The 23,316-nt window shown below is 69.0% G+C and carries 22 protein-coding genes and 1 tRNA gene; 17 read left to right on the top strand and 6 right to left on the bottom strand.

Annotation, left to right across the window (positions count from 1 at the left end; translation table 11 throughout):
- The first annotated feature begins 109 nt into the window (after positions 1 to 109).
- The 5 genes from AC4PMY_RS00735 to ndk all read left to right on the top strand — a co-directional run bounded on the left by AC4PMY_RS00735 (position 110) and on the right by ndk (position 6,528).
- A complete protein-coding gene (locus AC4PMY_RS00735; RefSeq protein ID WP_064295603.1) occupies positions 110 to 760 on the top strand; it encodes a TetR/AcrR family transcriptional regulator in 651 nt (216 codons plus the stop codon).
- A gap of 240 nt (positions 761 to 1,000) precedes the next feature.
- The gene (gene ileS / locus AC4PMY_RS00730; protein WP_064295602.1) at positions 1,001 to 4,369 is read left to right on the top strand and encodes an isoleucine--tRNA ligase; all 3,369 of its coding nucleotides are present in this window, start codon (positions 1,001 to 1,003) and stop codon (positions 4,367 to 4,369) included.
- Positions 4,359 to 5,738, top strand: coding sequence for a bifunctional folylpolyglutamate synthase/dihydrofolate synthase (locus AC4PMY_RS00725; protein ID WP_491621773.1), 1,380 nt, complete (start codon positions 4,359 to 4,361; stop codon positions 5,736 to 5,738). Before ileS ends, AC4PMY_RS00725 begins: the two co-directional genes overlap by 11 nt.
- Positions 5,735 to 6,109 carry a DUF4233 domain-containing protein gene (locus AC4PMY_RS00720; protein WP_064295611.1) on the top strand — a complete coding sequence of 125 codons (375 nt, stop codon included), beginning with the start codon at positions 5,735 to 5,737 and terminating at the stop codon, positions 6,107 to 6,109. Before AC4PMY_RS00725 ends, AC4PMY_RS00720 begins: the two co-directional genes overlap by 4 nt.
- A gap of 2 nt (positions 6,110 to 6,111) precedes the next feature.
- Complete coding sequence (gene ndk, locus AC4PMY_RS00715; protein WP_064295600.1) at positions 6,112 to 6,528, top strand: nucleoside-diphosphate kinase; 417 nt, start codon at positions 6,112 to 6,114, stop codon at positions 6,526 to 6,528.
- Between the two features lie 87 nt (positions 6,529 to 6,615).
- On the opposite strand, the gene AC4PMY_RS00710 is transcribed toward ndk, so the two are convergent.
- The gene (locus AC4PMY_RS00710; protein ID WP_064295599.1) at positions 6,616 to 7,215 is read right to left on the bottom strand and encodes a vitamin K epoxide reductase family protein; all 600 of its coding nucleotides are present in this window, start codon (positions 7,213 to 7,215) and stop codon (positions 6,616 to 6,618) included.
- Positions 7,216 to 7,527: 312 nt separating this feature from the next.
- On the opposite strand from AC4PMY_RS00710, the gene AC4PMY_RS00705 reads away from it, so the two are divergent.
- On the top strand, positions 7,528 to 9,942 hold the full coding sequence (locus AC4PMY_RS00705) for an Rne/Rng family ribonuclease (protein ID WP_491621772.1): 2,415 nt from the start codon (positions 7,528 to 7,530) through the stop codon (positions 9,940 to 9,942).
- A gap of 10 nt (positions 9,943 to 9,952) precedes the next feature.
- Here the strand turns inward: AC4PMY_RS00705 and AC4PMY_RS00700 are convergent, their stop codons facing one another.
- Positions 9,953 to 10,243 carry a DUF4031 domain-containing protein gene (locus AC4PMY_RS00700; protein WP_071260834.1) on the bottom strand — a complete coding sequence of 97 codons (291 nt, stop codon included), beginning with the start codon at positions 10,241 to 10,243 and terminating at the stop codon, positions 9,953 to 9,955.
- Between the two features lie 335 nt (positions 10,244 to 10,578).
- Here AC4PMY_RS00700 and rplU point away from each other — a divergent pair, with 335 nt between their 5' ends.
- The 10 genes from rplU to AC4PMY_RS00650 all read left to right on the top strand — a co-directional run bounded on the left by rplU (position 10,579) and on the right by AC4PMY_RS00650 (position 17,707).
- Positions 10,579 to 10,887: a 50S ribosomal protein L21 gene (rplU, locus tag AC4PMY_RS00695; protein WP_079002324.1), complete on the top strand. Its 309-nt coding sequence runs from the start codon at positions 10,579 to 10,581 to the stop codon at positions 10,885 to 10,887.
- Positions 10,888 to 10,907: 20 nt separating this feature from the next.
- The gene (rpmA, locus tag AC4PMY_RS00690; RefSeq protein WP_056006626.1) at positions 10,908 to 11,165 is read left to right on the top strand and encodes a 50S ribosomal protein L27; all 258 of its coding nucleotides are present in this window, start codon (positions 10,908 to 10,910) and stop codon (positions 11,163 to 11,165) included.
- A gap of 91 nt (positions 11,166 to 11,256) precedes the next feature.
- Positions 11,257 to 12,831, top strand: coding sequence for a GTPase ObgE (gene obgE / locus AC4PMY_RS00685; RefSeq protein WP_071260832.1), 1,575 nt, complete (start codon positions 11,257 to 11,259; stop codon positions 12,829 to 12,831).
- A complete protein-coding gene (proB, locus tag AC4PMY_RS00680; protein ID WP_079002325.1) occupies positions 12,828 to 13,607 on the top strand; it encodes a glutamate 5-kinase in 780 nt (259 codons plus the stop codon). The genes obgE and proB overlap by 4 nt, the downstream gene beginning before the upstream one ends.
- Positions 13,608 to 13,649: 42 nt before the next feature.
- Positions 13,650 to 14,918, top strand: coding sequence for a glutamate-5-semialdehyde dehydrogenase (locus AC4PMY_RS00675; RefSeq protein WP_064295594.1), 1,269 nt, complete (start codon positions 13,650 to 13,652; stop codon positions 14,916 to 14,918).
- A 49-nt stretch (positions 14,919 to 14,967) separates the two neighbouring features.
- Positions 14,968 to 15,177, top strand: coding sequence for a hypothetical protein (locus tag AC4PMY_RS00670; protein WP_064295593.1), 210 nt, complete (start codon positions 14,968 to 14,970; stop codon positions 15,175 to 15,177).
- 10 nt (positions 15,178 to 15,187) lie between these two features.
- Complete coding sequence (nadD, locus tag AC4PMY_RS00665; protein ID WP_491621771.1) at positions 15,188 to 15,805, top strand: nicotinate-nucleotide adenylyltransferase; 618 nt, start codon at positions 15,188 to 15,190, stop codon at positions 15,803 to 15,805.
- Positions 15,802 to 17,094: a hypothetical protein gene (locus AC4PMY_RS00660; protein ID WP_491621770.1), complete on the top strand. Its 1,293-nt coding sequence runs from the start codon at positions 15,802 to 15,804 to the stop codon at positions 17,092 to 17,094. The genes nadD and AC4PMY_RS00660 overlap by 4 nt, the downstream gene beginning before the upstream one ends.
- Positions 17,095 to 17,149: 55 nt before the next feature.
- Positions 17,150 to 17,527, top strand: a complete 378-nt coding sequence (rsfS, locus tag AC4PMY_RS00655; protein WP_064295591.1) for a ribosome silencing factor — start codon at positions 17,150 to 17,152, stop codon at positions 17,525 to 17,527.
- 107 nt (positions 17,528 to 17,634) lie between these two features.
- A tRNA-Ala gene (locus AC4PMY_RS00650) sits at positions 17,635 to 17,707 on the top strand.
- Between the two features lie 86 nt (positions 17,708 to 17,793).
- Here AC4PMY_RS00650 and AC4PMY_RS00645 read toward each other — a convergent pair.
- Positions 17,794 to 18,621, bottom strand: a complete 828-nt coding sequence (locus AC4PMY_RS00645) for an aldo/keto reductase (protein ID WP_491621769.1) — start codon at positions 18,619 to 18,621, stop codon at positions 17,794 to 17,796.
- 162 nt (positions 18,622 to 18,783) lie between these two features.
- Here AC4PMY_RS00645 and AC4PMY_RS00640 point away from each other — a divergent pair, with 162 nt between their 5' ends.
- Entirely contained in the window at positions 18,784 to 20,274 is a 1,491-nt protein-coding gene (locus tag AC4PMY_RS00640) for a DHA2 family efflux MFS transporter permease subunit (RefSeq protein WP_064295589.1), read from the top strand.
- 21 nt (positions 20,275 to 20,295) lie between these two features.
- Here AC4PMY_RS00640 and AC4PMY_RS00635 read toward each other — a convergent pair whose 3' ends face one another.
- From AC4PMY_RS00635 to AC4PMY_RS00625, 3 genes are read right to left on the bottom strand one after another with little or no spacing between them, the layout of a single operon-like run.
- On the bottom strand, positions 20,296 to 21,453 hold the full coding sequence (locus AC4PMY_RS00635) for an FAD-dependent oxidoreductase (RefSeq protein ID WP_491621768.1): 1,158 nt from the start codon (positions 21,451 to 21,453) through the stop codon (positions 20,296 to 20,298).
- Positions 21,450 to 22,166, bottom strand: a complete 717-nt coding sequence (locus AC4PMY_RS00630) for a class I SAM-dependent methyltransferase (protein ID WP_491621767.1) — start codon at positions 22,164 to 22,166, stop codon at positions 21,450 to 21,452. Before AC4PMY_RS00630 ends, AC4PMY_RS00635 begins: the two co-directional genes overlap by 4 nt.
- Entirely contained in the window at positions 22,166 to 23,293 is a 1,128-nt protein-coding gene (locus tag AC4PMY_RS00625; RefSeq protein WP_491621766.1) for a type III polyketide synthase, read from the bottom strand. The genes AC4PMY_RS00630 and AC4PMY_RS00625 overlap by 1 nt, the downstream gene beginning before the upstream one ends.
- Between the last annotated feature and the right edge of the window lie 23 nt (positions 23,294 to 23,316).

Genomic DNA, 23,316 nt, shown 5'->3' with positions numbered 1-23,316 from the left:
GGCGTCGGACGAATTATTGGACGCCGTCTCGGAACCAGCATAGAGCCTCAGCACCACGCCCCGACCCCTCGCACGACGGCTAGGCTCACAGGCGGCGGAAGGAGCCCCCATGGCACGACCACCGGCACGGAACGCCGTCGGCAGACCCCGACGATCCTCCCGACGCGTCCTCGAGGAGGCGGCCGCCGAACTCTTCCTCGAACAGGGATACCCCGGCACCACCGTCGACCAGATCGCGAGCCGCGCCGGCGTCAGCCGCAACACCTTCTTCAACTACTTCGGCTCCAAGAGCGACGTCCTCTGGGTCGACGTCGACGCCGCGCTCGCCGGACTCGAACGGGCGCTCGCCGCAGGCGGGGAAACCCCCGCGACGGATGTCGCCGACGCCATGCCGTCACTGCAGGCCGCCCTCCTGGGCATCGCCGAGGAGCGCTCGAACGGCGCCGTGCCCTGGGCGCTGACGCAGATCGAACTGATGGACACCGCCTGGGAGCTGCAGGCGTCCGGTCTCGAACGGCTGCTGCGTCTCCAAGCCGTGCTCCGGGTCTCGCTCGCGCGCCTCGCCGTCCGCGCCGACGAGCTGACGATCCGGTCCGCCGCAGCGGCGCTCGCCGGCGCGATCGTCGCCGGAGCCGGGGCCTGGGCGGCCGCAGGCGTCGGCCGGGGCGAGCTCGGCGACTACCTCCGCCGCGCGATCGCTCCGGTGGTGGACGGGTACGGCTGCGCCCTCGCCCGGATCGACGGGCCGAGTTCCTCGTAGCCGACCCTCCTCGGAGCCGCTCCGCAGGCTGTACGATAGGACCCATCGACATCGATCCGGCCATCACCGGGGAGTCCTCGGCAGAACAGCGACCGCTCAGCGGGAGCCCAGTAGAACCGAGCGGGTCAGGCCCGTCACAGCCGATGCAGAGCGGCCGTTCCAGTGGAGCGGCAAGCGGGGTGGTACCGCGTCGGCAACGCCGGCGTCCTCGCAGGACCCACGAGACCTGCCAGGAGAACGATGAGCTACCCGAAGTCCCAGGAACCGACCCCAACCGAGTCGGCGTCGAACGGCGCGGCGTTCGGCGTGACGCCGTCGCCCAGCTTCCCCTCGATCGAGGAGGGGGTGCTCGCCCGTTGGGCCGCCGACGGCACCTTCCAGGCCTCCATCGACCAGCGCGAGGGCGCTCCGGAATGGGTGTTCTACGACGGCCCACCCTTCGCGAACGGTCTCCCGCACTACGGTCACCTCCTCACGGGCTACGCCAAGGACCTCTTCCCCCGGTTCCAGACGATGCGCGGCAAGCAGGTGCACCGCCGGTTCGGCTGGGACACCCACGGCCTCCCCGCCGAGCTCGAGGCGGAGCGACAGCTCGGCATCACCGACAAGCGCCAGATCGACGAGATGGGGCTCGCCGCCTTCAACCAGGTCGCACGCGACTCCGTCCTCCGCTACACGGAGGAGTGGCAGGACTACGTGACACGCCAGGCGCGCTGGGTCGACTTCGAGCACGACTACAAGACCCTCGACGTGACCTACATGGAGTCGGTCATCTGGGCCTTCAAGCAGCTCCACGACAAGGGCCTCGCCTACGAGGGCTACCGGGTGCTGCCCTACTGCTGGCGCGACCAGACGCCGCTCTCCAACCACGAGCTGCGGATGGACGACGACGTCTACCGCTCCCGCCAGGACCAGACCGTCACCGTCACCTTCCCGCTGGTCGGTCCGAAGGCCGAGAGCCTCGGCCTGACCGCCGTCCGCGCGCTCGCCTGGACGACCACGCCCTGGACCCTGCCGACGAACGCCGCGCTCGCCGTCGGGCCCGACATCGAGTACGCGGTCGTCCCGGCCGGCCCGAACGGCACCCCCGACGCAACGGTGCTCCGCGAAGAGGGCTCCGCCCACGCCGACACCGAGGTGCTCGGCGGCGAGTACCTCATCGCCTCGGCGCTGCTCGGCAACTACGCGAAGGACCTCGGCTACGACTCCGCGGCCGAGGCGCAGGCCGCCGTCTCTCGGACGGTCGTCGGGCGCGAGCTCGAAGGCGTCTCCTACGACCGCCTCTGGGACTACTACGCCGACGCCGAGTGGGGCATGGAGCAGGCCTGGCGCATCCTCGTCGCCGACTACGTGTCGACCGAGGACGGCACCGGCATCGTGCACCAGGCCCCCGCCTACGGTGAAGAGGACCAGAAGGTGTGCGAGGCCGCCGGCATCCCGGTGATCGTCTCCGTCGACGACGGCGGGAAGTTCCTCCCCGAGGTGTCCGACGTCGCCGGTCTCCAGGTCTTCGACGCCAACAAGCCGCTCACCCAGCTGTTGAAGGCACAGGGACGCCTCCTGCGTCAGGCGAGCTACGAGCACTCCTACCCGCACTGCTGGCGCTGCAAGCAGCCGCTCATCTACAAGGCGGTGTCGAGCTGGTTCGTCCGCGTGCCCGAGTTCCGCGACCGCATGGAGGAACTCAACCAGGAGATCACCTGGGTGCCGGAGAACGTCAAGGACGGGCAGTTCGGCAAGTGGCTCGCGGGTGCACGCGACTGGTCGATCAGCCGCAACCGGTACTGGGGTTCGCCGATCCCGGTGTGGAAGAGCGACGACCCGGCCTACCCGCGCATCGACGTGTACGGCTCGCTGGACGAGCTCGAGGCCGACTTCGGCGTACGCCCCACCGATCTGCACCGCCCGTACATCGACGAGCTCACGCGGCCGAACCCCGACGACCCCACCGGCCGGTCGACGATGCGCCGCATCACCGACGTCCTCGACGTCTGGTTCGACTCCGGATCGATGCCGTTCGCCCAGGTGCACTACCCGTTCGAGAACCGCGAGTGGTTCGACTCGCACAGCCCGGCGGACTTCATCGTCGAGTACATCGGCCAGACGCGCGGGTGGTTCTACCTCCTGCACGTGCTGTCGACCGCGCTGTTCGACCGGCCGGCGTTCACGAGCGTCGTGAGCCACGGCATCGTCCTCGGCAGCGACGGCCAGAAGATGTCGAAGTCGCTGCGCAACTACCCGGACGTCAACGAGGTCTTCGACCGCGACGGTTCCGACGCCATGCGCTGGTTCCTCATGTCGAGCTCGGTGCTGCGCGGCGGCAACCTCGTCGTCACGGAGGAAGGCATCCGTGAGGGCGTCCGACAGGTGATGTTGCCGTTGTGGAACACCTGGTACTTCTTCTCGCTGTACGCCAACACGGCGGTGCCTGGTGGCTACGACGCCGTGTGGCGCACGGACTCCACCGACGTCCTCGACCGCTACATCCTCGCCAAGACGCGTGAGCTCGTCGTCACCGTGACCGACCACCTCGAGGCGTTCGACGCGACCCTCGCAGCGGCCTCGCTGCGGGACTTCGCGGACGTCCTGACCAACTGGTACGTCCGTCGCTCCCGTGACCGTTTCTGGTCGACCGACGGTGGCGCCTTCGACCGCGACGCCTTCGACACGCTCTACACCGTCCTCGAGACGTACTGCCGGGTCGCCGCTCCGCTCCTGCCACTCATCACGGAGCAGGTCTGGACCGGCCTGACGGGCGACCGCAGCGTGCACCTCACCGACTGGCCGGAGCCCGAGGCGTTCCCGGAGGACGCGGCCCTCGTCGAGGCGATGGACCGGGTCCGCGAGGTCTCCGGCGTCACCCTCGCCCTCCGCAAGCAGGCCGGTCTCCGTGTCCGGTTGCCCCTGGCATCGCTCACGGTGGTCACACCCGACCCCGCGTCGCTCGCACCGTTCGAGGCGATCCTCCGCGAGGAACTCAACCTCAAGGCCGTCTCCTTCGCCGAGCTGACCGACACCAGCGGCACCGAGTTCGGTGTCACCTCGCGCCTCTCGATCAACGCCCGCGCGGCGGGTCCGCGCCTCGGCAAGACGGTGCAGCAGGCGATCAAGGGCGCTCGGAGCGGCGACTGGTCGGAGGTCGACGGCACGGTCACGGCCGGCGGCATCGAGCTCGTCGACGGTGAGTACGAACTCGTCATGGAGGCCTCCTCGGGCGCCGCCGGTGGTGTCGCACTCGCGCTCCTGCCCTCGGGTGGATTCGCCCTGCTCGAGACCACGCTGACGCCCGAACTCGAAGCGGAGGGACTCGCCCGCGACGTCATCCGCGCCGTGCAGGACACCCGGAAGGCGGCGGATCTGCAGGTGAGCGACCGGATCCGGCTCCAGCTCCGATTCGAGGACGACGCCGACGAACGTGCCGTGCGCAGCGCCCTCGACGTGGTCGACCTCGCCGGCGACACCCTGGCGACGTCCCTGACCTGGTCGGACGTCGAGGCGCAGGCTGGGGCGTCGGGCTTCGCCCAGTCGTTCGCTGCCGGGAAGTTCGGCAACGCCGGAGCCTTCACCGTGACCGTCGCGCGTGCAGAGGAGACCACCGATGTCCGATGACCTGATCCCCGGAGACGAGCTGTCCGCGGCCGATGCCGCCGACGCCGTGTACCGCGAACTCCTGGAGCGGCTGGGGGAGGCCCAGCCGCAGCCGCGGCTCGGTGCGACCAAGCGGGCGCTCGACCTCCTCGGCAACCCTGAGTCGTCCTTCGCGATCATCCAGATCGCCGGGACGAACGGCAAGACGAGTACGGCGCGCATGATCGAGAGCATCCTCCGTGCCCACGGGCTCCGCACCGGTCTCTTCACGAGTCCGCACCTCGTCCGGTTCACCGAGCGCATCGGGATCGACGGCGAGCGGATCTCGGACGAGGCCGTCGCCAGGAACTGGGACGACATCAAGCCGTATCTCGCGATGGTCGACGCCGAGCTCACGGCGGCCGGTGAGCCCGCGCTGACCTTCTTCGAGGCGCTCACCGTCCTGGGCTTCGCCTGCTTCGGCGACGCCCCCGTCGACGTCGCCGTCGTCGAGGTGGGGATGGGCGGTGCCTGGGACTCGACGAACGCCGCCGATGCCGAGGTCGCCGTCTTCACGCCCATCGACCTCGACCACGTGCAGCGGCTCGGCAAGACGATCGCCGAGATCGCGCGCACCAAGGCCGGCATCATCAAGCCCGGAGCGCAGGTGGTCTCGGCCGCTCAGCACCCTGACGCGCGTCAGGCGATCATCGACGCCGCCGCCGCGGTCGACGACCCGGCCGTGTTCGAGGGTGAGGAGTTCGCCCTCGTGCAGGACGCCGTGGCGGTGGGCGGACAGCTCATCACCGTCCGAGGGCGCGCCGGCACCTACCCGGAGCTGTACCTCCCGCTCTACGGGGACCACCAGGGACGGAACGCGACGCTCGCGATCGCCGCGGTCGAGGCGTTCCTCGGCGGAGCGACCCAGCCGGTCGCGGAGGACGTCCTCGCGGAGGGCCTCACCGAGGTCGCCTCCCCGGGCCGTCTGCAGCTGATCGGCACCGAACCGACCGTGCTCGTCGACGCGGCGCACAACCCGCACGGTGCCGCGTCCCTGGTCGCCGCGCTCGGCAGCTACTTCGACGTCGACGAGATCGCCTTCGTGGTCGGCATCCTCCAGGACAAGGACGCCGCCGGCATCCTGACGACCCTGGCGCCCGCCGCATCCGGCTTCTTCTTCACCCAGTCCGAGTCGGAGCGGGCGATCCCCGCCGAGGAGCTCTCGCGCCTCGCGGCGTCGCTCGACCTGCCGGCGTCGACCTTCGCCGACACCCTCGACGAGGCCGCGGAGGACGCACGGCGCTGGGCCGAGAAGGCGCCGCGCCGCCTGGTCGTGATCACCGGCTCGATCACCCTCGTGGGCGAGGCGATCGAGATCGCCGACGATCGGGAATGGAAGGCGACCGCATGAGCGGCATGGCACGGAGCCGGGCTCCACGGAGCATCAAGCAGACTCTCGGATCGATCATCCTGGGCTTCGAGATGATCGTCATGTTCCTCGGCGCGCTCGTCATCTTCGGGCTGAAGGCCCTCCCGGCCCCGGTCGCGTTGATCGGCGGAGCGGTGCTGTGCCTGATCATCGTCGCGACGATCCCGCTCCTGCGATTCCGCTGGGGGTATTGGCTGGGCTGGGCGGTGCAAGCCGCTATCGTGGCTACCGGCCTGCTCGTGCCGATGATGTTCCTCGTCGGCGGGATGGCCGCAGCCGTCTGGACCTATGCGATGGTCCAAGGCGACAAGATCGAGCGTCAGCAGGCGCTCTACCGAGAAGCGAAGGATTGACCGTGGCTGTTGAAGAAACCCTGGTACTCGTGAAGCCTGACGGCGTCGCACGCAACCTGACCGGCGAGATCCTCCGTCGGATCGAGGCGAAGGGCTATTCGCTCGTGGACCTGCGCATGGTCGAGCCGGACCGCGAGCTGCTGGCCGCCCACTACGCCGAGCACGAGGGCAAGCCGTTCTACGAGCCCCTCGTCGAGTTCATGCTGAGCGGTCCCGTCGTCGCGATCCGCGTCGCCGGCAACCGCGTCATCGAGGGCTTCCGCTCGCTCGCCGGCACGACCGACCCGACAACCGCCGCGCCCGGGACCATCCGCGGCGACTTCGGCCGCGACTGGGGCCTCAAGGTCCAGCAGAACCTCGTGCACGGTTCGGACAGCCCCGAGTCCGCCTCCCGCGAGCTCGCGCTCTGGTTCGCCTGACGCACCGACTCCGCACGACGAAGCCCGCCTCCGATTCCGGGGCGGGCTTCGTCGTGTGCGTGAGGCGGCCGTCCGGGCCGCCACCGGCTACAGGTAGGACAGGACGTCGAGGCGGAGCTGGGCGATGACCGCCACGACGAGGTAGCACCCGAGCGTCACCACCACGATCCAGGAGGACACGACCCCGGCGACGCGGCGGACGGCGGGGGACGCCGGGATGATGCCGTTCCGCAGGGTGAACGCGGTGACCGCGATGAAGGAGGGGATCGTCACCGACCAGGTGACCATGCACCACGGGCACAGCGTGCCGAGGACGAAGATGCTCTGCGAGATCAGCCAGATGACGAATCCCAGCGCGCCGAGGAACCCGATGTTGAAGGCGATCCAGAACCACCGCGCGAACTGCGCACCGGCGAGGACCGCGACGCCGACGGCGATCGGGGCGATCCAGGCGGCGAGACCGATGATCGGATTCGGGAACCCGAGGATGGCACCCTGCCAGGAGTTCAGGTTGACCCCGCACTGCACGAGGATGCTCAGATTGCAGCCGAGCTGGGCGTTCGGATCCTGCAGGAGCTGGAACTTGTCGAGGGTGAGCGCGAACGCCGCGATCCACCCGATGACGCCTGCGACGATGAGGAAGATCGCGAGGCCCCTGGGGCGCGCGTCGATGACCGGAGTTGACACGCCCTGATTCTCGCACGCCCGCCTGAACGGCGGCGGGACATGCCCGGGTGGTCCGTACTCAGGACCGTCGGCCCTGTTCGTGCGATAATCGTGGGGTGGTGCCCGAGCCGCGCTCGACCGCACGACACAACAGGCTTGTTGGGCAATGAGAGCCCAGGACCCGCCGGCACGTGCCGGCACGATCGTGAGAGCTCCGAGAGCCAGCGATCACACAGGATTTGCGAACGGCTGCACCCGCGGCCGCACGCACGAGACGAAGAACCGGAGGGTGGCGCGGCCACCGACCCGGCATAGGGGAGTACACCAGGAATGGTGAAAGAGCACACCGAGGATCCGGCCACGCCGGGCACCGAGCACGAACCGACCGAACAGCACCTCACGACGCCCGAGACGGCGGACGAGTCGACCAGCACCGAGACGGACGCCCAGGCGGCCGGGCCCGGCGAGCAGTCGGCACCTGCGGCACCGGTGCGTCCACCGACCACCATGCTGCTGTTCCAGGCACCCGACCTGCCGCCGATCGTCCACCGCGACGACGAACCGCTCGAGGCCGAGCTCAGCTCGTCGAGGCGTCGCACGCGTCGTCGTGCCGGCGAGGACGGACCGGAGCAGGGCGAGCGGGGTGGCGACTCGCGCTCCGACACCCGCAACGTGGTCAAGGTCCGCACGCCGCGTGAGCCGGAACTCATCACCGAACCGCAGAAGGTGCGCGGCTCGACGAGGCTCGAGGCCAAGAAGCAGCGTCGCCGTGACGGACGCGACGCGGGTCGTCGTCGTCCGGTCGTCACCGAGGCCGAGTTCCTCGCCCGCCGCGAATCGGTCGACCGTGTCATGGTCGTCCGCTCCAAGAACGGCAAGACGCAGATCGGCGTGCTGGAGGACGGCGTGCTCGTGGAGCACTACGTCGCCAGGAGCCAGGAGGCGTCGCTCATCGGCAACGTCTACCTCGGTCGCGTGCAGAACGTCCTGCCCAGCATGGAGGCGGCGTTCGTCGACATCGGTCGCGGACGCAACGCAGTGCTCTACTCCGGCGAGGTCGACTGGGACTCCGTGGAGACGGGCAATCAGCCCCGCCGGATCGAGCTCGCGCTCAAGGGCGGCGACAAGGTCCTCGTCCAGGTCACGAAGGACCCGGTCGGACACAAGGGCGCGCGCCTGACGAGTCAGGTCTCGCTCCCCGGTCGGTACCTCGTCTACGTCCCGAACGGCTCGATGAACGGCATCTCGCGCAAGCTGCCCGACACGGAGCGCGCCCGCCTGAAGAAGATCCTCAAGGAGGTCCTTCCGGAGAACGTCGGCGTCATCGTCCGCACGGCCGCCGAGGGAGCGACCGAGGAGCAGCTCACGCTCGACGTCACGCGGCTGAAGTCGCAGTGGTCGGAGATCTCCCGTCAGATCGAGACGGTCCAGTCGCCGGCACTGCTGCACAGCGAGCCCGACCTGCTCATCAAGATCATCCGCGACGTCTTCAACGAGGACTTCCACAAGCTCGTCATCCAGGGCTCGGACGCGCTGCAGGACATCCAGAGCTACCTTCGCGGCGTCGCCCCCGACCTGCTCGAGCGGGTCGAGCCGTACGACGGCACGGGCGACTCCTTCGTCGATTACCGCATCGCCGAGCAGATCGAGAAGGCGCTCGACCGCAAGGTCTGGCTGCCGTCCGGCGGATCCCTCGTGATCGACCGCACCGAGGCCATGACGGTCGTCGACGTCAACACGGGGAAGTTCGTCGGTTCCGGCGGCAACCTCGAGGAGACGGTCACCAAGAACAACCTCGAGGCCGCTGAGGAGGTCGTGCGTCAGCTGCGGCTGCGCGACATCGGCGGGATCATCGTCGTCGACTTCATCGACATGGTGCTCGAATCGAACCGCGACCTCGTGCTGCGCCGCCTCGTGGAGTGCCTCAGCCGCGACCGCACGAAGCACCAGGTCGCCGAGGTCACCTCGCTCGGTCTCGTGCAGATGACGCGCAAGAAGCTCGGTCTCGGCCTGCTCGAGACGTTCAGCGAGCCCTGCGAGGTCTGCGCCGGACGCGGCGTCGTCGTGCACCACGACCCCGTCGTGAAGCACCGCCAGACGCCGCAGCCGGAGCAGCAGCGCCGGCGCGGCAAGGGTGGGTCACAGGGCGGCCAGCCGTCCTCGAACGGCCAGGGCGCCCAGCAGAAGCCGGCCGGACAGACGCACGGGATCACCGACGACGCGAAGAACGCGCTCGCCCTGATCGCGGCGCGCACGCTACACCACGAGGAGCTCGCCGCCGCCGAGGCCGTGGCCGACGCCGTCGTGGCCGAGGCGCAGCACACGCAGTCCCAGCACACCGAGGCGCAGGGTTCCGAGGGGCCGGTCGCGGACGAGTCCACGACGTCACCGGAGGATCAGTCCGGGTCGCACGACGGTCGTCGGAGCCGGCGCGAGAAGCGTGAACCGCGTCGTCGTGGCGGTGACGGATCCCGCCGGGGTTCTTCGGAGGAACGCCCCACCGAGGCGCCGAGCGAATCCGCGGCCCCGACGTTGGCCTTGCTCGACCTGCCGATCGCACCGGTCGCCGACAAGCCGCGTCGCGCAGCCGTCGCGGACCCCGAGCACCTGCTCGAATCCGTCCTCGACGCGCTCCCCGAGCCGAAGCAGCCTGGCCAGGGTCGCGGCCGCAGCCGTCGGGTGTCCACCGCTTCTCTCGCGGGCGGACAGGCCGTCGGGTCGGACGGCGCGCAGCGTCAGACCGAATAGTCCGGTCGTATCAGGACGGCGCGTCTCCTCGGGAGGCGCGCCGTTCGCGTGCGGTGATGCGCAAGCCGCTGGCGATGAGTCGACGGACGAGTTCGCCGCCGGTCACCGGGACGGCGCCGGCCGCCACGAGCGAGGTGTGGCGCTCGGCGGGGACGTCGTAGTGGTCGAGGTCGAACGATCGCGGCGGGAGCCCGGTGCGTCCGGCGAAGGCGTGCAACTCCTCCAGGGAGCTGTCACTCACCACGTGGGACCAGAGCGTGCCGTGCGCCGGCCACAGCGGGGGATCGATGAGCACCGTCATGCCACCATCCAACCATCGAGCGTCCATCGCGATTCCCGTCCGCGCTCGGACGCGCCGGGCACCCGGCCGGCGTTCAGGAGCCCCCGGGGTACACTTGTCGAGTGCGTCCGGTGTGGGAGCCGTGAGGAACAGCCTCGGTCACGAGGTTCTGTGCCCGCTGGTTTGACCTGGACTGCACGATGAAGTAAACTCGACCGTTGGTGTGCATTGAGTTTTCATTGCCACGCCCAACGGTTTTCTGCCATCAAGGTGTCCCACGTGTTCGAGCCTTTCCGAGCAGTAACTTCCAGCAACAGTCAGTCGGAGCGTTTCGCTCCCCAAAGAACGGGTACGTAGTGGTTTACGCAGTTGTGCGCGCCGGAGGACGGCAGGAGAAGGTCGAGATCGGAACCATCGTCACGATGGACCGGGTCAAGGCCGACAAGGATGGCAACATCGAGCTTCCCGCGGTGCTCCACGTCGACGGTGAGAAGATCATCTCCGACGCGAAGTCGCTCGCGAAGATCACGGTGACGGCCGAGGTGCTCGAGAACCTCCGCGGTCCGAAGATCATCATCCAGAAGTTCAAGAACAAGACCGGTTACAAGAAGCGTCAGGGGCACCGTCAGGAGCTCACGCGCGTCAAGATCACCGGCATCAAGTAAGGCATCGAGGAGAAGAAGAGATGGCACACAAGAAGGGTGCGAGTTCCACTCGCAACGGTCGTGACTCCAACGCACAGCGTCTCGGTGTGAAGCGCTTCGGCGGCCAGGTCGTCCTCGCGGGCGAGATCCTCGTCCGTCAGCGCGGCACGCACTTCCACCCCGGCGCCAACGTCGGTCGTGGCGGCGACGACACGCTGTTCGCCCTCGAGGCCGGCTCCGTGCAGTTCGGCAACAAGGGCGGCCGCAAGGTCGTCAACATCGTCGCTGCTGCAGAGTAGCAACAACGTCTTTCCAGCAGGGGGCGGGCTTCGGCCCGCCCCCTGCTGTCGTACAACCGAGTTCCATGATCCAGAGAGGGGCTGAGCGTCCATGGTCACATTCGTCGACCGGGTCACACTGCACCTGCGAGCGGGCGGCGGCGGCAACGGCTGCGTCTCCGTGAAGCGCGAGAAGTTCAAGCCGCTGGCCGGCCCCGATGGCGGCAACGGCGGACACGGTGGTGACATCGTGCTCGTGTCCGATCCTCAGATCACGACGCTGCTCGGGTACCACCGGTCACCGCACCGGAGCTCCGACACCGGCGGCTTCGGCATGGGCGACCACCGCAACGGGTTCCAGGGCGAGACGCTGATCCTGCCCGTCCCCGTCGGGACGGTCGTCAAGGACGTCGACGGCGTCGAACTCGTCGACTTCGTCGAGCCCGGCATGGAGTTCGTCGTCGCTCCCGGCGGCCAGGGCGGCCTCGGGAACGCGGCACTGTCCTCGACCAAGCGCAAGGCCCCCGGGTTCGCGCTGCTCGGCACGCCCGGCTGGGAAGGTGACGTCCTCCTCGAGCTGAAGACCGTCGCAGACGTCGCGCTCGTCGGGTACCCCTCCGCCGGCAAGTCCAGCCTCATCGCGGCGATGTCCGCTGCAAAGCCCAAGATCGCGGACTACCCGTTCACCACCCTGCACCCGAACCTCGGCGTCGTCGAGGCCGGCGAGGTCCGCTACACCATGGCGGACGTCCCCGGGCTCATCGAGGGCGCCAGTGAGGGCAAGGGCCTCGGTCTCGAGTTCCTGCGTCACGTCGAGCGCTGCTCCGCGCTCCTGCACGTGCTGGACTGCGCGACGCTCGAACCGGGACGCGACCCGATCAGCGACCTCGACATCATCCTGGCCGAGCTCGCCGCCTACCCGGTACCGGAGGGGCAGACGCCGCTGGTCGAGCGCCCGCAGCTCATCGCCCTCAACAAGATCGACGTCCCGGAGGCGAGGGAGCTCGCCGAGTTCCTGCGTCCCGACCTCGAGGCGCGCGGCTACAAGGTCTTCGAGATCTCGACGGTCTCGCGCGAGGGCCTCCGACAGCTTTCGTTCGCGTTGAGCGAGCTCGTCGAGGAGAGCCGCGCCCGCGCAGCCCTCGAGGCCGCCAAGCCCCGGATCGTGCTGCGCCCGAAGCCGGTCGACGACTCCAAGTTCACCGTCACGGTCGAGGGTGGCACCTACGGCAACCTCTACCGCATCATCGGCGCGAAGCCGGAACGCTGGGTGCAGCAGACGGACTTCAACAACGAGGAGGCCGTCGGGTTCCTCGCGGACCGCCTGGCGAAGCTCGGCGTCGAAGAGGCGCTCTTCAAGGCCGGTGCCGTCGCCGGCGCGACCGTGATGATCGGTGCGGGTGGCGGTGTGGTCTTCGACTGGGAGCCCACGCTCACGAGCACCGCGGAACTGCTGACGCAGCCGCGTGGAACGGACCCGCGTCTCGACGCGAGCCACCGCCCGACGCGCAACCAGCGTCGCGACGAGTACTTCGAGCGCATGGATGCCAAGGCCGAGGCCCGTGCCGAGCTGCTCCGTGAACGTGCGGCCGGTCTCTGGAACGACGACGAGGGCTTCGAGGTCGGCTCCGTGCCGGCCGACGCACCGCAGGACGAGGGTGTCACGACGGAGGACGACGACCGGTGACCATCCACCAGCGCAGTGGCATCCCCTCGGCGCGACGCATCGTCGTGAAGGTCGGGTCCTCCTCGATCAGTGGCGACAACGCCGGGCAGATCACTGCGCTGGTCGAGGCGCTGGCCGAGGCGCACGCCCGAGGCACCGAGGTCATCCTCGTGTCCTCGGGCGCCATCGCGACCGGGATGCCCTACCTCCGCCTCGACGCCCGTCCGAGCGACCTGGCGACGCAGCAGGCGGCTGCCGCCGTCGGGCAGAACGTGCTGATCTACCGGTACCAGGACAGCCTCGACCGGTTCGGCATCGTCGCGGGCCAGGTGCTGCTCACTGCCGGTGATCTCGAGAACCCCAGTCACCGGAGCAATGCCCAGCGGGCGATGGAACGGCTCCTCGGGTTGCGCATCCTGCCGATCGTCAACGAGAACGACACCGTCGCCACGCACGAGATCCGGTTCGGCGACAACGACCGCCTGGCCGCCCTCGTGTCGGTCCTCGTCGCGGCCGACGTCCTCGTCCTCCTGAGCGACGTCGACGCGCTGTACACCCGCCCTCCGCACGAAGCGGGTGCCGAGCGCATCGAGGAGGTCCCGTTCGGAGACACCCTCTCGGGCGTCACCTTCGGCGACATCGGCTCCGCGGGCGTCGGTACCGGGGGAGCGGGCACGAAGGTGTCGGCCGCCCGGTTGGCCGCCGAGGCGGGGACGTCCGTCCTCGTGACGTCGACCACGAACGTCGCGTCAGCCCTCCGCGGTGAGCACCTCGGCACCTGGTTCCAACCGGCGTGACGCGGAGAGCGTCCACCGGACGCCGCTGAGTAGAATCGACGCATGTCGTCGCCAACCACCACCGTGCTGCCACTCGCGGATCGTCTCACCGCTGCGAAGCGTGCCTCCCGGGTCCTCGCCCAGGCGACCACCGCGCAGAAGAACCGGGCCCTCGAGGCCATCGCCGTCGCGATCGTCGAGGGTGCGGATGCGGTCATCGCCGCCAACGAGCGCGACCTCGTCGCGGGACGCGAGCAGGGCATCAGTGTCGGCCTGCAAGACCGTCTCCGCCTCGACCGGGGCCGCATCGACGGGCTCGCGGTGGCGGTCCGCGACGTCATCGCGATCGTCGACCCGGTCGGCCAGGTGGTCCGCGGAAGCAACACTCCGGACGGGGTGAAGCTCGAGCAGGTACGCGTCCCGTTCGGCGTGGTCGGCGCGATCTACGAGGCGCGCCCGAACGTCACGGTCGACATCGCCGCCCTCGCGATCAAGAGCGGCAACGCCGTGGTGCTCCGCGGCGGGTCGGCGGCGGAACACTCGAACGCGGTCCTCGTGGGGCTGCTGCGATCGGCACTCGAGTCCGTCGGCCTTCCCGGGGATGCGGTACAGACCATCGACGAGTTCGGTCGCGACGGTGCGAAGCAGCTCATGAACGCCAGAGGCCTGATCGACGTCCTCATCCCGCGGGGGAGCGCGTCACTCATCGAGACGGTCGTCCGGGAGTCGACGGTCCCCGTGATCGAGACCGGCGCCGGCGTCGTCCACGTGTTCCTCGACGAGAGTGCCGAACTCGACTGGGCGGTGGACATCGTCCGCAACGCCAAGGTGCAGCGCCCATCGGTCTGCAACGCGCTCGAGACGATCCTCGTCCACCGTGCTGCGGCCGCGCGCGTGCTGCCCGCCGTGCTCGGCGACCTGCGCGAGCACGGGGTGCTGATCCACGCGGACGAACGCGCCAGGGAGGTCTTCGCCGACGTCGTGCCCGCCGTGGAGGAGGACTGGTCCACCGAGCACATGTCGCTCGAGCTCTCGGTGCGCGTGGTCGACGACCTCGACGCCGCGCTCGAGCACATCGACCGATACTCCACCGGACACACCGACGCGATCATCACGAACGACGTGGTGAACGCCGATCGGTTCCTCGCCGAGGTCGATTCGGCCGTCGTCATGGTCAACGCCTCGACCCGCTTCACCGACGGCGCCGAGTTCGGATTCGGCGCGGAGGTCGGCATTTCGACGCAGAAACTCCATGCCCGCGGTCCGATGGGACTGCCGGAACTCACGAGCACGAAGTGGCTCGTGCGTGGTTCGGGCCACACCCGTCGGTAGTCGCTAGACTGGTACGGGCGTCACCAGGCGTCGCACAGAAGGAGAGATCATGTCGATTGCCGCGTCCGTCTTGGCCACCGCCGTCCTGGCTGAATCGGAGCACGCCGTCGAACTCGCCGCACCGACCTGGGTGTTCGGTGCGGTCGCCCTCGTGCTGTTCGCCATCCTCGGCGCTGTGACCTTCAGCTACCGCGACGTCGCCAACCGTCACGCCGACAAGGGCGAGTCGGCCTCCGCTCACGGCGAGCACGGCCACTAGGCTGTCCGGCGTGAGCGCGCCCGTCACCGAGACGACGACCCGTCGTCCTCGGATCGGGGTCATGGGTGGGACGTTCGATCCGATCCACCACGGGCACCTCGTCGCCGCCTCGGAGGTCGCGCAGCACTTCGATCTCGATGAGGTCGTCTTCGTCCCGACCGGCATGCCGTACCGGAAGTCGGGCGTGAGCGACAGCGAGCACCGCTACCTCATGACCGTGATCGCCACCGCAGCGAACCCCCGCTTCACCGTCAGCCGGGTCGACATCGATCGAGCCGGACCGACGTACACGATCGACACGCTGCGCGATCTGCGCCACAAACGTCCCGATGCCGAGCTGTTCTTCATCACGGGTGCCGACGCGATCGCCCAGATCCTCAGTTGGAAAGACGTCAGGGAGGTCTGGGACCTCGCTCACTTCGTCGCTGTGAGTAGACCGGGACACGATTTGAACGTTTCCGGATTACCACAGCACGACGTAAGCTTGTTGGAAGTTCCGGCCCTAGCGATATCGTCGACGGATTGCCGGAGCCGGGTGAGCAAAGGCTTTCCGGTCTGGTATCTGGTTCCCGACGGTGTCGTGCAGTACATCACCAAGCACCACCTGTATCGGAGTGAAGCCACATGACCGCGTTGCCAGAGGATGCGCCCCTGACCAGGCGACAGGCTCGAGCGAGCCAGCAGCCGTCGACGTCCGCTGACGAAGCGACGCCCGACACTGCTGCGCCACGGACGCGACGCGCGTCGACATCCGAACCCGTCGCCGGGGGAGCGATCCCCGAGCAGACCCCGTCGCGCGACGAGAGCGCTCCGGCACCAGCGTCCACGTCACCCGCGCCGTCGTCGAGCGCTCCGGCATCCGGTGCGCCGGCTCCGGCCCCGACCGGTGGACTCACGCGTCGTCAGTTGCGAGAACTCGAGCGCACCGGCTCGATCGAGCAGGTGGGCTCCCCGGCAGCGCCGGTCGCTCCTCCGGTCGAGCAGCCGGTCCCCTCGGTCGCCCTGCCGCCGCGGACGCCCGATCAGGTGGTCGCTCCGCCTCAGAAGCAGAACAAGGCGGCCCGTCAGCAGGCAGCGAAGCTCGCGCAGCAGGAAGCGGACGCCAAGGCTGCCGCTGCTGCTGAGCAGGAACGTCGCGAAGCCGAGGCCACCAAGCAGGCCGAGCAGCGCCAGGCCGCCGCGCGCAAGGCCGAAGAACAGCAGGCTGCAGAACGCAAGGCCGCCGAACGCAAGGCGGCAGAACGCAAGGCCGCTGAGCGGGCCGCCGCCGACGAGCGCGCGGCCAAGGCCCGGTCGGCCGAGGCGCCGACGCCTTCCGTGACCCCCGCCGCTGCGGCGCCGGTGGCCACCGGTTCACTCTTCGACGTCTCGGATCGCGACGACATCTCCGAGGACCCCGCGTCGACCCTGTCCAAGGGGTTCGGGCGCGACTCCATGCTCGTCGCGGCACTCGAGGCCGAGAAGGCTTCGCAGGCGGACAACGAGGTCGCGTTCGAGGACCTCCTCGGAAGCGGCATGACGAGCACGGGGCAGATCACCACGAGTTCGCTCATCATCCCCGTCGCTCCGGCCCAGGCTGAAGCGGGAGCCACGTCCAACTCCACGGGCGAGATCCTCATCACCGGAACCATCGATCTGCCCCGCGGACTGGGTTCCGCCGGTCAGGACCCGAACCATTTCGACGGTGCAGGGATCGACCGACTCATCGAGGGCGATGAGCTGCCGGCCTCGGTCACCGCGGCATCTCCGGTCGCGGCCAGCCGTGCGGTCAGCAGCCACGGTTCCACCCGCGACGTCGTCCCGGCCACCACCAACCAGAGCAACAAACTGTTGATGACGCTCGCGATCGCCGCCGCGGTGCTCGCCGCCGGCGTGATCGCGGTGCTCATCATCGGTTTCTTCGGCGGAGCGTTCTAGCCCTGCCGGCATTCACCCGATCGCGTTCCATGCGATCGTCAGAGGAGTACACCACATGACCCTGTCCGACACCACACTGGAAGCCGTCCAGCTCGCAGCGACCGCAGCCGAGTCCAAGGGCGGCGAGGATCTCGTCGCGCTCGACGTCTCCGGTCCGTTGCCGTTCGTCGACGCCTTCCTCCTCGTCACCGGCCGGAGCGAGCGCAACGTCGTCGCCATCGCCGGCGAGGTCGAGGACCGCTTGAACGCGAGCGGCGTGAAGACGCTGCGGCGCGAAGGCAAGTCCGAGGGGCGGTGGATCCTGCTCGACTTCGGCGAGGTCGTCGTCCACGTCTTCCACGAGGAGGAGCGGATGTACTACTCGCTGGAGCGTCTGTGGAAGGACTGCCCGGTGATTCCGCTGGTCTCGTCCGCACCGCAGCCCGCGAACTGACCATCCCGTCGGTGCCGAGCACCGAAAGTGGTCACAACCGCTCTCAAGATGTAGTAACCTATTCAAGTTGCTTCCGCTGAAACAGCAGGGGCAAGCAAGTTGAATACGGGTCTGTGGCGCAGCTGGTAGCGCACCTGCATGGCATGCAGGGGGTCAGGGGTTCGAGTCCCCTCAGATCCACCCGAACACCGAGAAGTCCCCGTCAGCGGAACAGCTGACGGGGACTTCTGCGTTGGTCAGACCCTGGGTTTGGCGGGACCCTGAGGTCAGTTCACCTCGTCGGGGTGGCTGCCGACGCGCTTGCCCGAGTCGAGGGCGTCGATGGACGCGATCTCGTCGGCGGACAGCTCGAAGCCGAAGACGTCGAAGTTCTGGGCGATGCGCTCGCGCGAGTTCGACTTCGGGAAGACGATGAGCCCGTTCTGCAGGTGCCACCGGATGACGACCTGCGCCGGCGTGACGCCGTGCGCCTCTGCTGCAGCGGAGACGGCCTGCTCGCCGAAGAGGTCGTACTTGCCCTGACCGAGCGGGCCCCAGGACTCGATGTGGATGCCGTGCTCGGCACCGAAGGCGCGCAACTCACGCTGGGCGAACGCCGGGTGGAGTTCGATCTGGTTGACCGCCGGGACCGTCTCGGAACCGGCGATCAGCTTCTCGAGGTGCTCGACCTGGTGGTTCGACACGCCGATCGAACGTGCCTTGCCGGCCGCCTTGACCTCCTCGAGGGCGAGCCACGCTTCGAGGTAGTCGTCCTTGGCCGGGGTCGGCCAGTGGGTCAGGTACAGGTCGACGTGGTCGAGCCCGAGCTTCTCGAGACTCTCGTCGATGGCGGCGTGAGCGGACGCCTTCTGGTGACGGTCGTTCCAGAGCTTCGTGGTGATGAAGAGTTCGTCGCGGGGGATGCCCGACTTCGCGATGGCGGCGCCGACGCCCTCCTCGTTCTTGTAGATGGCCGCGGTGTCGATGTGGCGGTAGCCGACCTCGAGCGCGTCCGAGACGATGCGCTCAGCCTCCTGCGGGTCGACGAGGAAGACGCCGAAGCCGAGCTGAGGGATGGTGTGGCCGTCGTTCAGGGTGATGGTGGGAACTGTCATGTCCTCATGCTGGCACCGGAACCGTCCGGCCGGAACAGGTCTTCGCCCTGCGCGTAACCGGTCGACACGCATGGGAATACCCGCGACGACACGGCGCTTGTCTTTCGAGAGGGCAGGCGTCTGCCCGCACGACGGCCGAGGCCTGAGAAGGATGACACCGCTATGACGACTGAAACCGTGCCGAATCCGACCGGTTCCGTCCCGACGACCGGGAAGCCCTCGGACGATCGCCTCCCACCCGGGTCCAAGCTCCTGATCGGGCTGCTCCTCGTGTCGGCGTTCGTCGTCATCCTCAACGAGACGATCATGAGCGTCGCCCTGCCGCGGCTCATGCAGGACCTCGACATCACGGCGAGTTCCGCACAGTGGCTGACCACCGGCTTCATGCTCACCATGGCCGTCGTGATCCCCGCGACCGGGTTCCTCCTCGAGCGGTTCTCCCTGCGGACGATGTTCATCACCGCGATGGTGCTGTTCAGCCTCGGTACGCTCATCGCCGCGCTGTCCCCGGGATTCGGCACGCTCCTGCTCGGTCGTGTCGTCCAGGCCAGCGGTACCGCCATCATGATGCCGCTGCTCATGACGACCGTGCTCAACGTCGTGCCGGTGTCGGCACGCGGCCGGACGATGGGGGCGATCTCGATCGTCATCTCGGTCGCGCCGGCCGTCGGGCCCACCGTCTCCGGCCTCATCCTCAGCGTGCTCGACTGGCGCTGGATGTTCTGGATCGTCCTCCCGATCGCCGTCGCCTCGCTGGTCCTCGGTGCCGTCCTCGTGCGGAACGTGACGGAGCCGCGTCGGGTCCGCTTCGACGTGCTGTCGCTCGTCCTCTCCGCGTTCGCGTTCGGCGGTCTCATCTTCGGGCTGAGCAGCATCGGCGAGTCCGCCGAGGGACACGCGCTCATGCCCGTCTGGATCCCCCTCACGGTCGGTGTCCTCGCCCTCCTGGGCTTCGTGCTCCGCCAGCGTGCCCTCGCCCGCGACGACCGGGCGTTCATGGACCTCCGCACCTTCGCGAACCGCTCGTTCTCCGTCTCGATCATCCTGGTCGTCATCGTCATGATGGCGTTGTTCGGCTCGCTGATCATCCTGCCGATCTACCTGCAGACCGTGCTCCAGGTCGACACCCTGACCACGGGCCTCATGTTGCTGCCGGGCGGCTTGACGATGGCCGCTCTCGCGCCGCTGGTCGGGTCGCTGTTCGACCGGTTCGGTCCGCGTCCACTCGTGATCCCCGGGGCATTCGCCGTGAGTGCCGCGCTCTGGCTGTTGACGATGCTCGGCGTCGGCAGCGCCATCGTCATGATCATCGCCGTCCACGTGCTGCTGAGCGCCGGCCTCGCGTTCATGTTCACACCGCTCCTCACCTCGGCGCTCGGTTCCCTGCGGCCCGAGCTCTACCCGCACGGCAGTGCCATCGTCGGCACGGTCCAGCAACTCGCCGGAGCGGCGGGGACGGCGTTGTTCATCACCATGATGTCGACCACGGCGGCGGCTCGTGCGGCGGCCGGGAGTGCCGTGGTCGACGCGACGGCGGCCGGTGTGCAGGCTGCGTTCATGTGCGGGGCCGTGCTCTCGCTGCTCGCGATCGGTGCGTCGTTCCTCATCCGGCGAACGGACCAGGCTTCCGCGGGCGTGCACGTCGGTCACTGAACCGGAAGACCTCGGACGGCGTCAGCGCAGCCAGCGCATCGTGTAGGCGTCGGCGAGGATCGGCATCGCGGGACCGTTGAGCGCGGTTCGCAGCGCGAGGTCCCGCACCCCGACGAGCGGGCCCGGCAGCGGACGTCCCAAGCGCATGTTGATCTCCGCCTGCCAGGAGGCCCGACGGATCGCGCGCTGTTGGCGGGAGACGGCCGCGGCCACGTCGTGCTGTGTCGAGCGATGCCCGGCGGTCATGCGGGCGATCAGTGGCGCGAAGACCCGTGCGTCGGACCAGCCCAGGTTCATGCCCTGGCCGCCGATCGGGCTGATCTCGTGGGCGGCGTCGCCCAGATAGACGACCCGACCGTCGACGACGCGCTTCCGTCGTCGACGGAGCACGCCGAACGCGCTGAGCATGGTGTTCGTCGCCGGGTCGACGTCGTCGCCGGTGCGGTCGGCGACGAGGGACGCGAGGTCGGACGCGGTGGGTTCCGGGCGGGCCGCGTCCTGACCGTCCGAGTACCCGGTGTGGACGACGTATCGTCGCATGCCATGGGGGAGCGGGAAGGACTCGACGACTCCTCGGTGGTGCAGGTGCACCCTGGCGATGGAACCTGCCCCACTCCGATCCGCGACGTCCCCCATGAGGTACCGGTCCCGATACCGGTGCACGGGGCCCGGAGCCTGCATCCCGTCGACGGCGGCGCGTCCGCCTGCTGCGACGACCACGACGGTTGCGCGGGTGCTCACCGTTCCATCGGCGTCGTTCCCGGACACGAGGACACCGTCCTCGGCCGGAGTCAACCGCGTGCAGCTCGTCCCAGTCCGAAGCGATCCCGGTGCGACGGCGTCGAGTCGAGCACGGAGGACCCGTTCGGTCCGCCATTGCTCGAGCGCGGCGACGTAGGGGTGCGGTACGGGCCGATCACGGAACACGACCGCCCCGAGGCATCGCCCGGCGTTCCAGGCTTCGCCCTGATCGATCCGGACCGCGTCGCGGCGGATCTCGTCCAGGACGCCAAGCTGCTCGAACAGGTCGAGCGACGGCGGGTGGATCCCGATAGCCCGGGTGCCGGAGGGGGAGTCCGACCGTCGTTCCCAGACGGTCACGTCGACGCCGGCCTGAGCGAGGAGGATCGCGGACACGAGGCCGACCGGTCCGCCACCGATGACCAGCACCTCGGTCATCGGGGCTCGTCCGCTACTGATGGGACGCTCTGTGACAGTAGGAGTCGCATGGGGAACCGACGCTCGACGATCCAGTCGTTCGGCACGACGCGCTGCAGCTCCCCCTGGCGATAGCTGCGACGGATCGAGCGCAGCCCGTCGACGTGGAGGAAGGAGCGCCGTCGTCCTGCACGGGTGGCGACTCCGTAGACCGCGTACGCGAGTCGGTTGCGCTCGAGGTCGCTGTGCAGGACGAGTCGTCTGGCGATCCGTGAACTGTCCGCGAGCAGGCTCGACAGTCCCGCGGGATCGAGGTGGTGGAGCACATGGTTGGACAGGACGATGTCGGCCTCCTCGCCAGCGGCGACGAGGTCGCTGCTGTGCGCCGGACGGAAGGCGACGGGGCCATCGGGGTACCGGCGACGGGCGAAGGCCACGGACCGCTCGTCGGGATCGATCCCCACCACCTGCACGGGGAGGTGGTCGGCCCTCGCCCAGTCGGCGATGGCCACGGCGACATCGCCGCCACCGAAGCCGATGTCGAGGATCGTCGTGGTCCGGGACGGGCGGAGGAGTGGACGGATGCGCGACCGGTACAGGCCACGCCAGCCCGAGACGAGCCGGTTCACCGTCTCGAACCTGGCGTAGGTGGCGTCCAGCAGTGCGGGATCGCAGTCGGGGTCGTCCATCAGTTCGAGGAGATCCGTCGCACGGCGGCCGAGGTCGGGCAGCATCAGACTCGGCCGGCGCGGAGCCGGAGCAGCGCGCTCTCGATCGTCAGTCCCGGACCGAAGGCGAGCGCGCACACCCGTTCATCGGCGTCGGCCGGCGCGCCGTCGAGCAGACGCTGGAGGATGAAGAGCACGGTGGCGCTCGACATGTTGCCGTACTCACGGAGCACCGTGCGTGATGGAGCCAGCAGTTCGTCGTCGAGCCCGAACCCGCGCTGGACCCGGTCGAGGATGCTCCGGCCACCGGGATGGATCGCCCAGCGGTCGATCGATGAGACCGGGGCGTCGTCGGCTGCGGCGAGGAGTGGGCGGAGGGCGATCTCGAGGTGCTCGCCGATCAGCTTGGGCACCGCGCCGCTCAGGACCATCTCGAACCCGTGATCGCCGATCGTCCAGGCCATCTCCGTCTCGCCGTCCGGCACGAGCGCGGTGGACCAGCCGTCGAACTCGAGCACGGGCGCGGAGGATCCGGTGTCCCGACCGGTCACGACGGCGGCCGCAGCACCGTCGGCGAACACCGAGGAACCGAGGATCACGTCGGGGTCGTCGGAGGAACGGAGGTGGATGGAGCAGAGCTCGATGCAGACCACGAGGACGACGGCGTCGGGGTCTGCTGTACAGAACGCCTCTGCGGCGCGAAGGGCGGGGAACGCGGCGAAACACCCCTGGAACCCCAGATGGTAGCGCTCCGTGCCCGGGTCGAGCCCGAGGTCGCGCACGAGGAGGTATTCCGGGCCGGGCGCGAAGAACCCGGTGCAGGACGCGGTCACGACGTGGGTGACGTCCGCCGCCGACAGACCGGGGGCGGCGTCCAACGCCCGCCGTGCGGCCTCCAGGAGCAGCGGGGGAGCGTGCTCGATGTAGGCGTCGTTCCGCACGCCGGTGGGCGGGGAGAGCACCTGCCGCTGCTCCGCGTCGTAGAAGGCGGCCGTGGTCGTCTCGACCTCGTGGTCGAAGGCGTCGATGACGGTGTGCCTGGTGTCGATCGCGGACGCGTCGAACGCCGCGCCGATGAGACGCTGGGCGAGCCGGGTCCGCCCGGATTGGTCGCGGAACACATCCCTGATCTCGTCTTGATGAAGGATGGTCTGAGGAACGGCCACGCCGATCGCCCTCACGGAGACGGTCATGCTGCAGTGTACCGCCGTGGCAT

This window comes from Plantibacter sp. MDV22-iso1 (assembly GCF_058408345.1).
This window is presented reverse-complemented; position numbering and strand designations above follow the sequence as displayed.

Excerpts from the sequence above, each read along its gene's own strand:
- AC4PMY_RS00735 (WP_064295603.1), top strand. The coding sequence starts at position 110 with ATGGCACGACCACCGGCACGGAACGCCGTCGGCAGACCCCGACGATCC.
- ileS (WP_064295602.1), top strand. The coding sequence starts at position 1,001 with ATGAGCTACCCGAAGTCCCAGGAACCGACCCCAACCGAGTCGGCGTCG.
- AC4PMY_RS00725 (WP_491621773.1), top strand. The coding sequence starts at position 4,359 with ATGTCCGATGACCTGATCCCCGGAGACGAGCTGTCCGCGGCCGATGCC.
- AC4PMY_RS00720 (WP_064295611.1), top strand. The coding sequence starts at position 5,735 with ATGAGCGGCATGGCACGGAGCCGGGCTCCACGGAGCATCAAGCAGACT.
- AC4PMY_RS00700 (WP_071260834.1), bottom strand. The coding sequence starts at position 10,243 with ATGACGGTGCTCATCGATCCCCCGCTGTGGCCGGCGCACGGCACGCTC.
- rpmA (WP_056006626.1), top strand. The coding sequence starts at position 10,908 with ATGGCACACAAGAAGGGTGCGAGTTCCACTCGCAACGGTCGTGACTCC.
- obgE (WP_071260832.1), top strand. The coding sequence starts at position 11,257 with ATGGTCACATTCGTCGACCGGGTCACACTGCACCTGCGAGCGGGCGGC.
- AC4PMY_RS00675 (WP_064295594.1), top strand. The coding sequence starts at position 13,650 with ATGTCGTCGCCAACCACCACCGTGCTGCCACTCGCGGATCGTCTCACC.
- AC4PMY_RS00670 (WP_064295593.1), top strand. The coding sequence starts at position 14,968 with ATGTCGATTGCCGCGTCCGTCTTGGCCACCGCCGTCCTGGCTGAATCG.
- AC4PMY_RS00660 (WP_491621770.1), top strand. The coding sequence starts at position 15,802 with ATGACCGCGTTGCCAGAGGATGCGCCCCTGACCAGGCGACAGGCTCGA.
- rsfS (WP_064295591.1), top strand. The coding sequence starts at position 17,150 with ATGACCCTGTCCGACACCACACTGGAAGCCGTCCAGCTCGCAGCGACC.
- AC4PMY_RS00645 (WP_491621769.1), bottom strand. The coding sequence starts at position 18,621 with ATGACAGTTCCCACCATCACCCTGAACGACGGCCACACCATCCCTCAG.
- AC4PMY_RS00640 (WP_064295589.1), top strand. The coding sequence starts at position 18,784 with ATGACGACTGAAACCGTGCCGAATCCGACCGGTTCCGTCCCGACGACC.
- AC4PMY_RS00635 (WP_491621768.1), bottom strand. The coding sequence starts at position 21,453 with ATGACCGAGGTGCTGGTCATCGGTGGCGGACCGGTCGGCCTCGTGTCC.
- AC4PMY_RS00630 (WP_491621767.1), bottom strand. The coding sequence starts at position 22,166 with ATGCTGCCCGACCTCGGCCGCCGTGCGACGGATCTCCTCGAACTGATG.
- AC4PMY_RS00625 (WP_491621766.1), bottom strand. The coding sequence starts at position 23,293 with ATGACCGTCTCCGTGAGGGCGATCGGCGTGGCCGTTCCTCAGACCATC.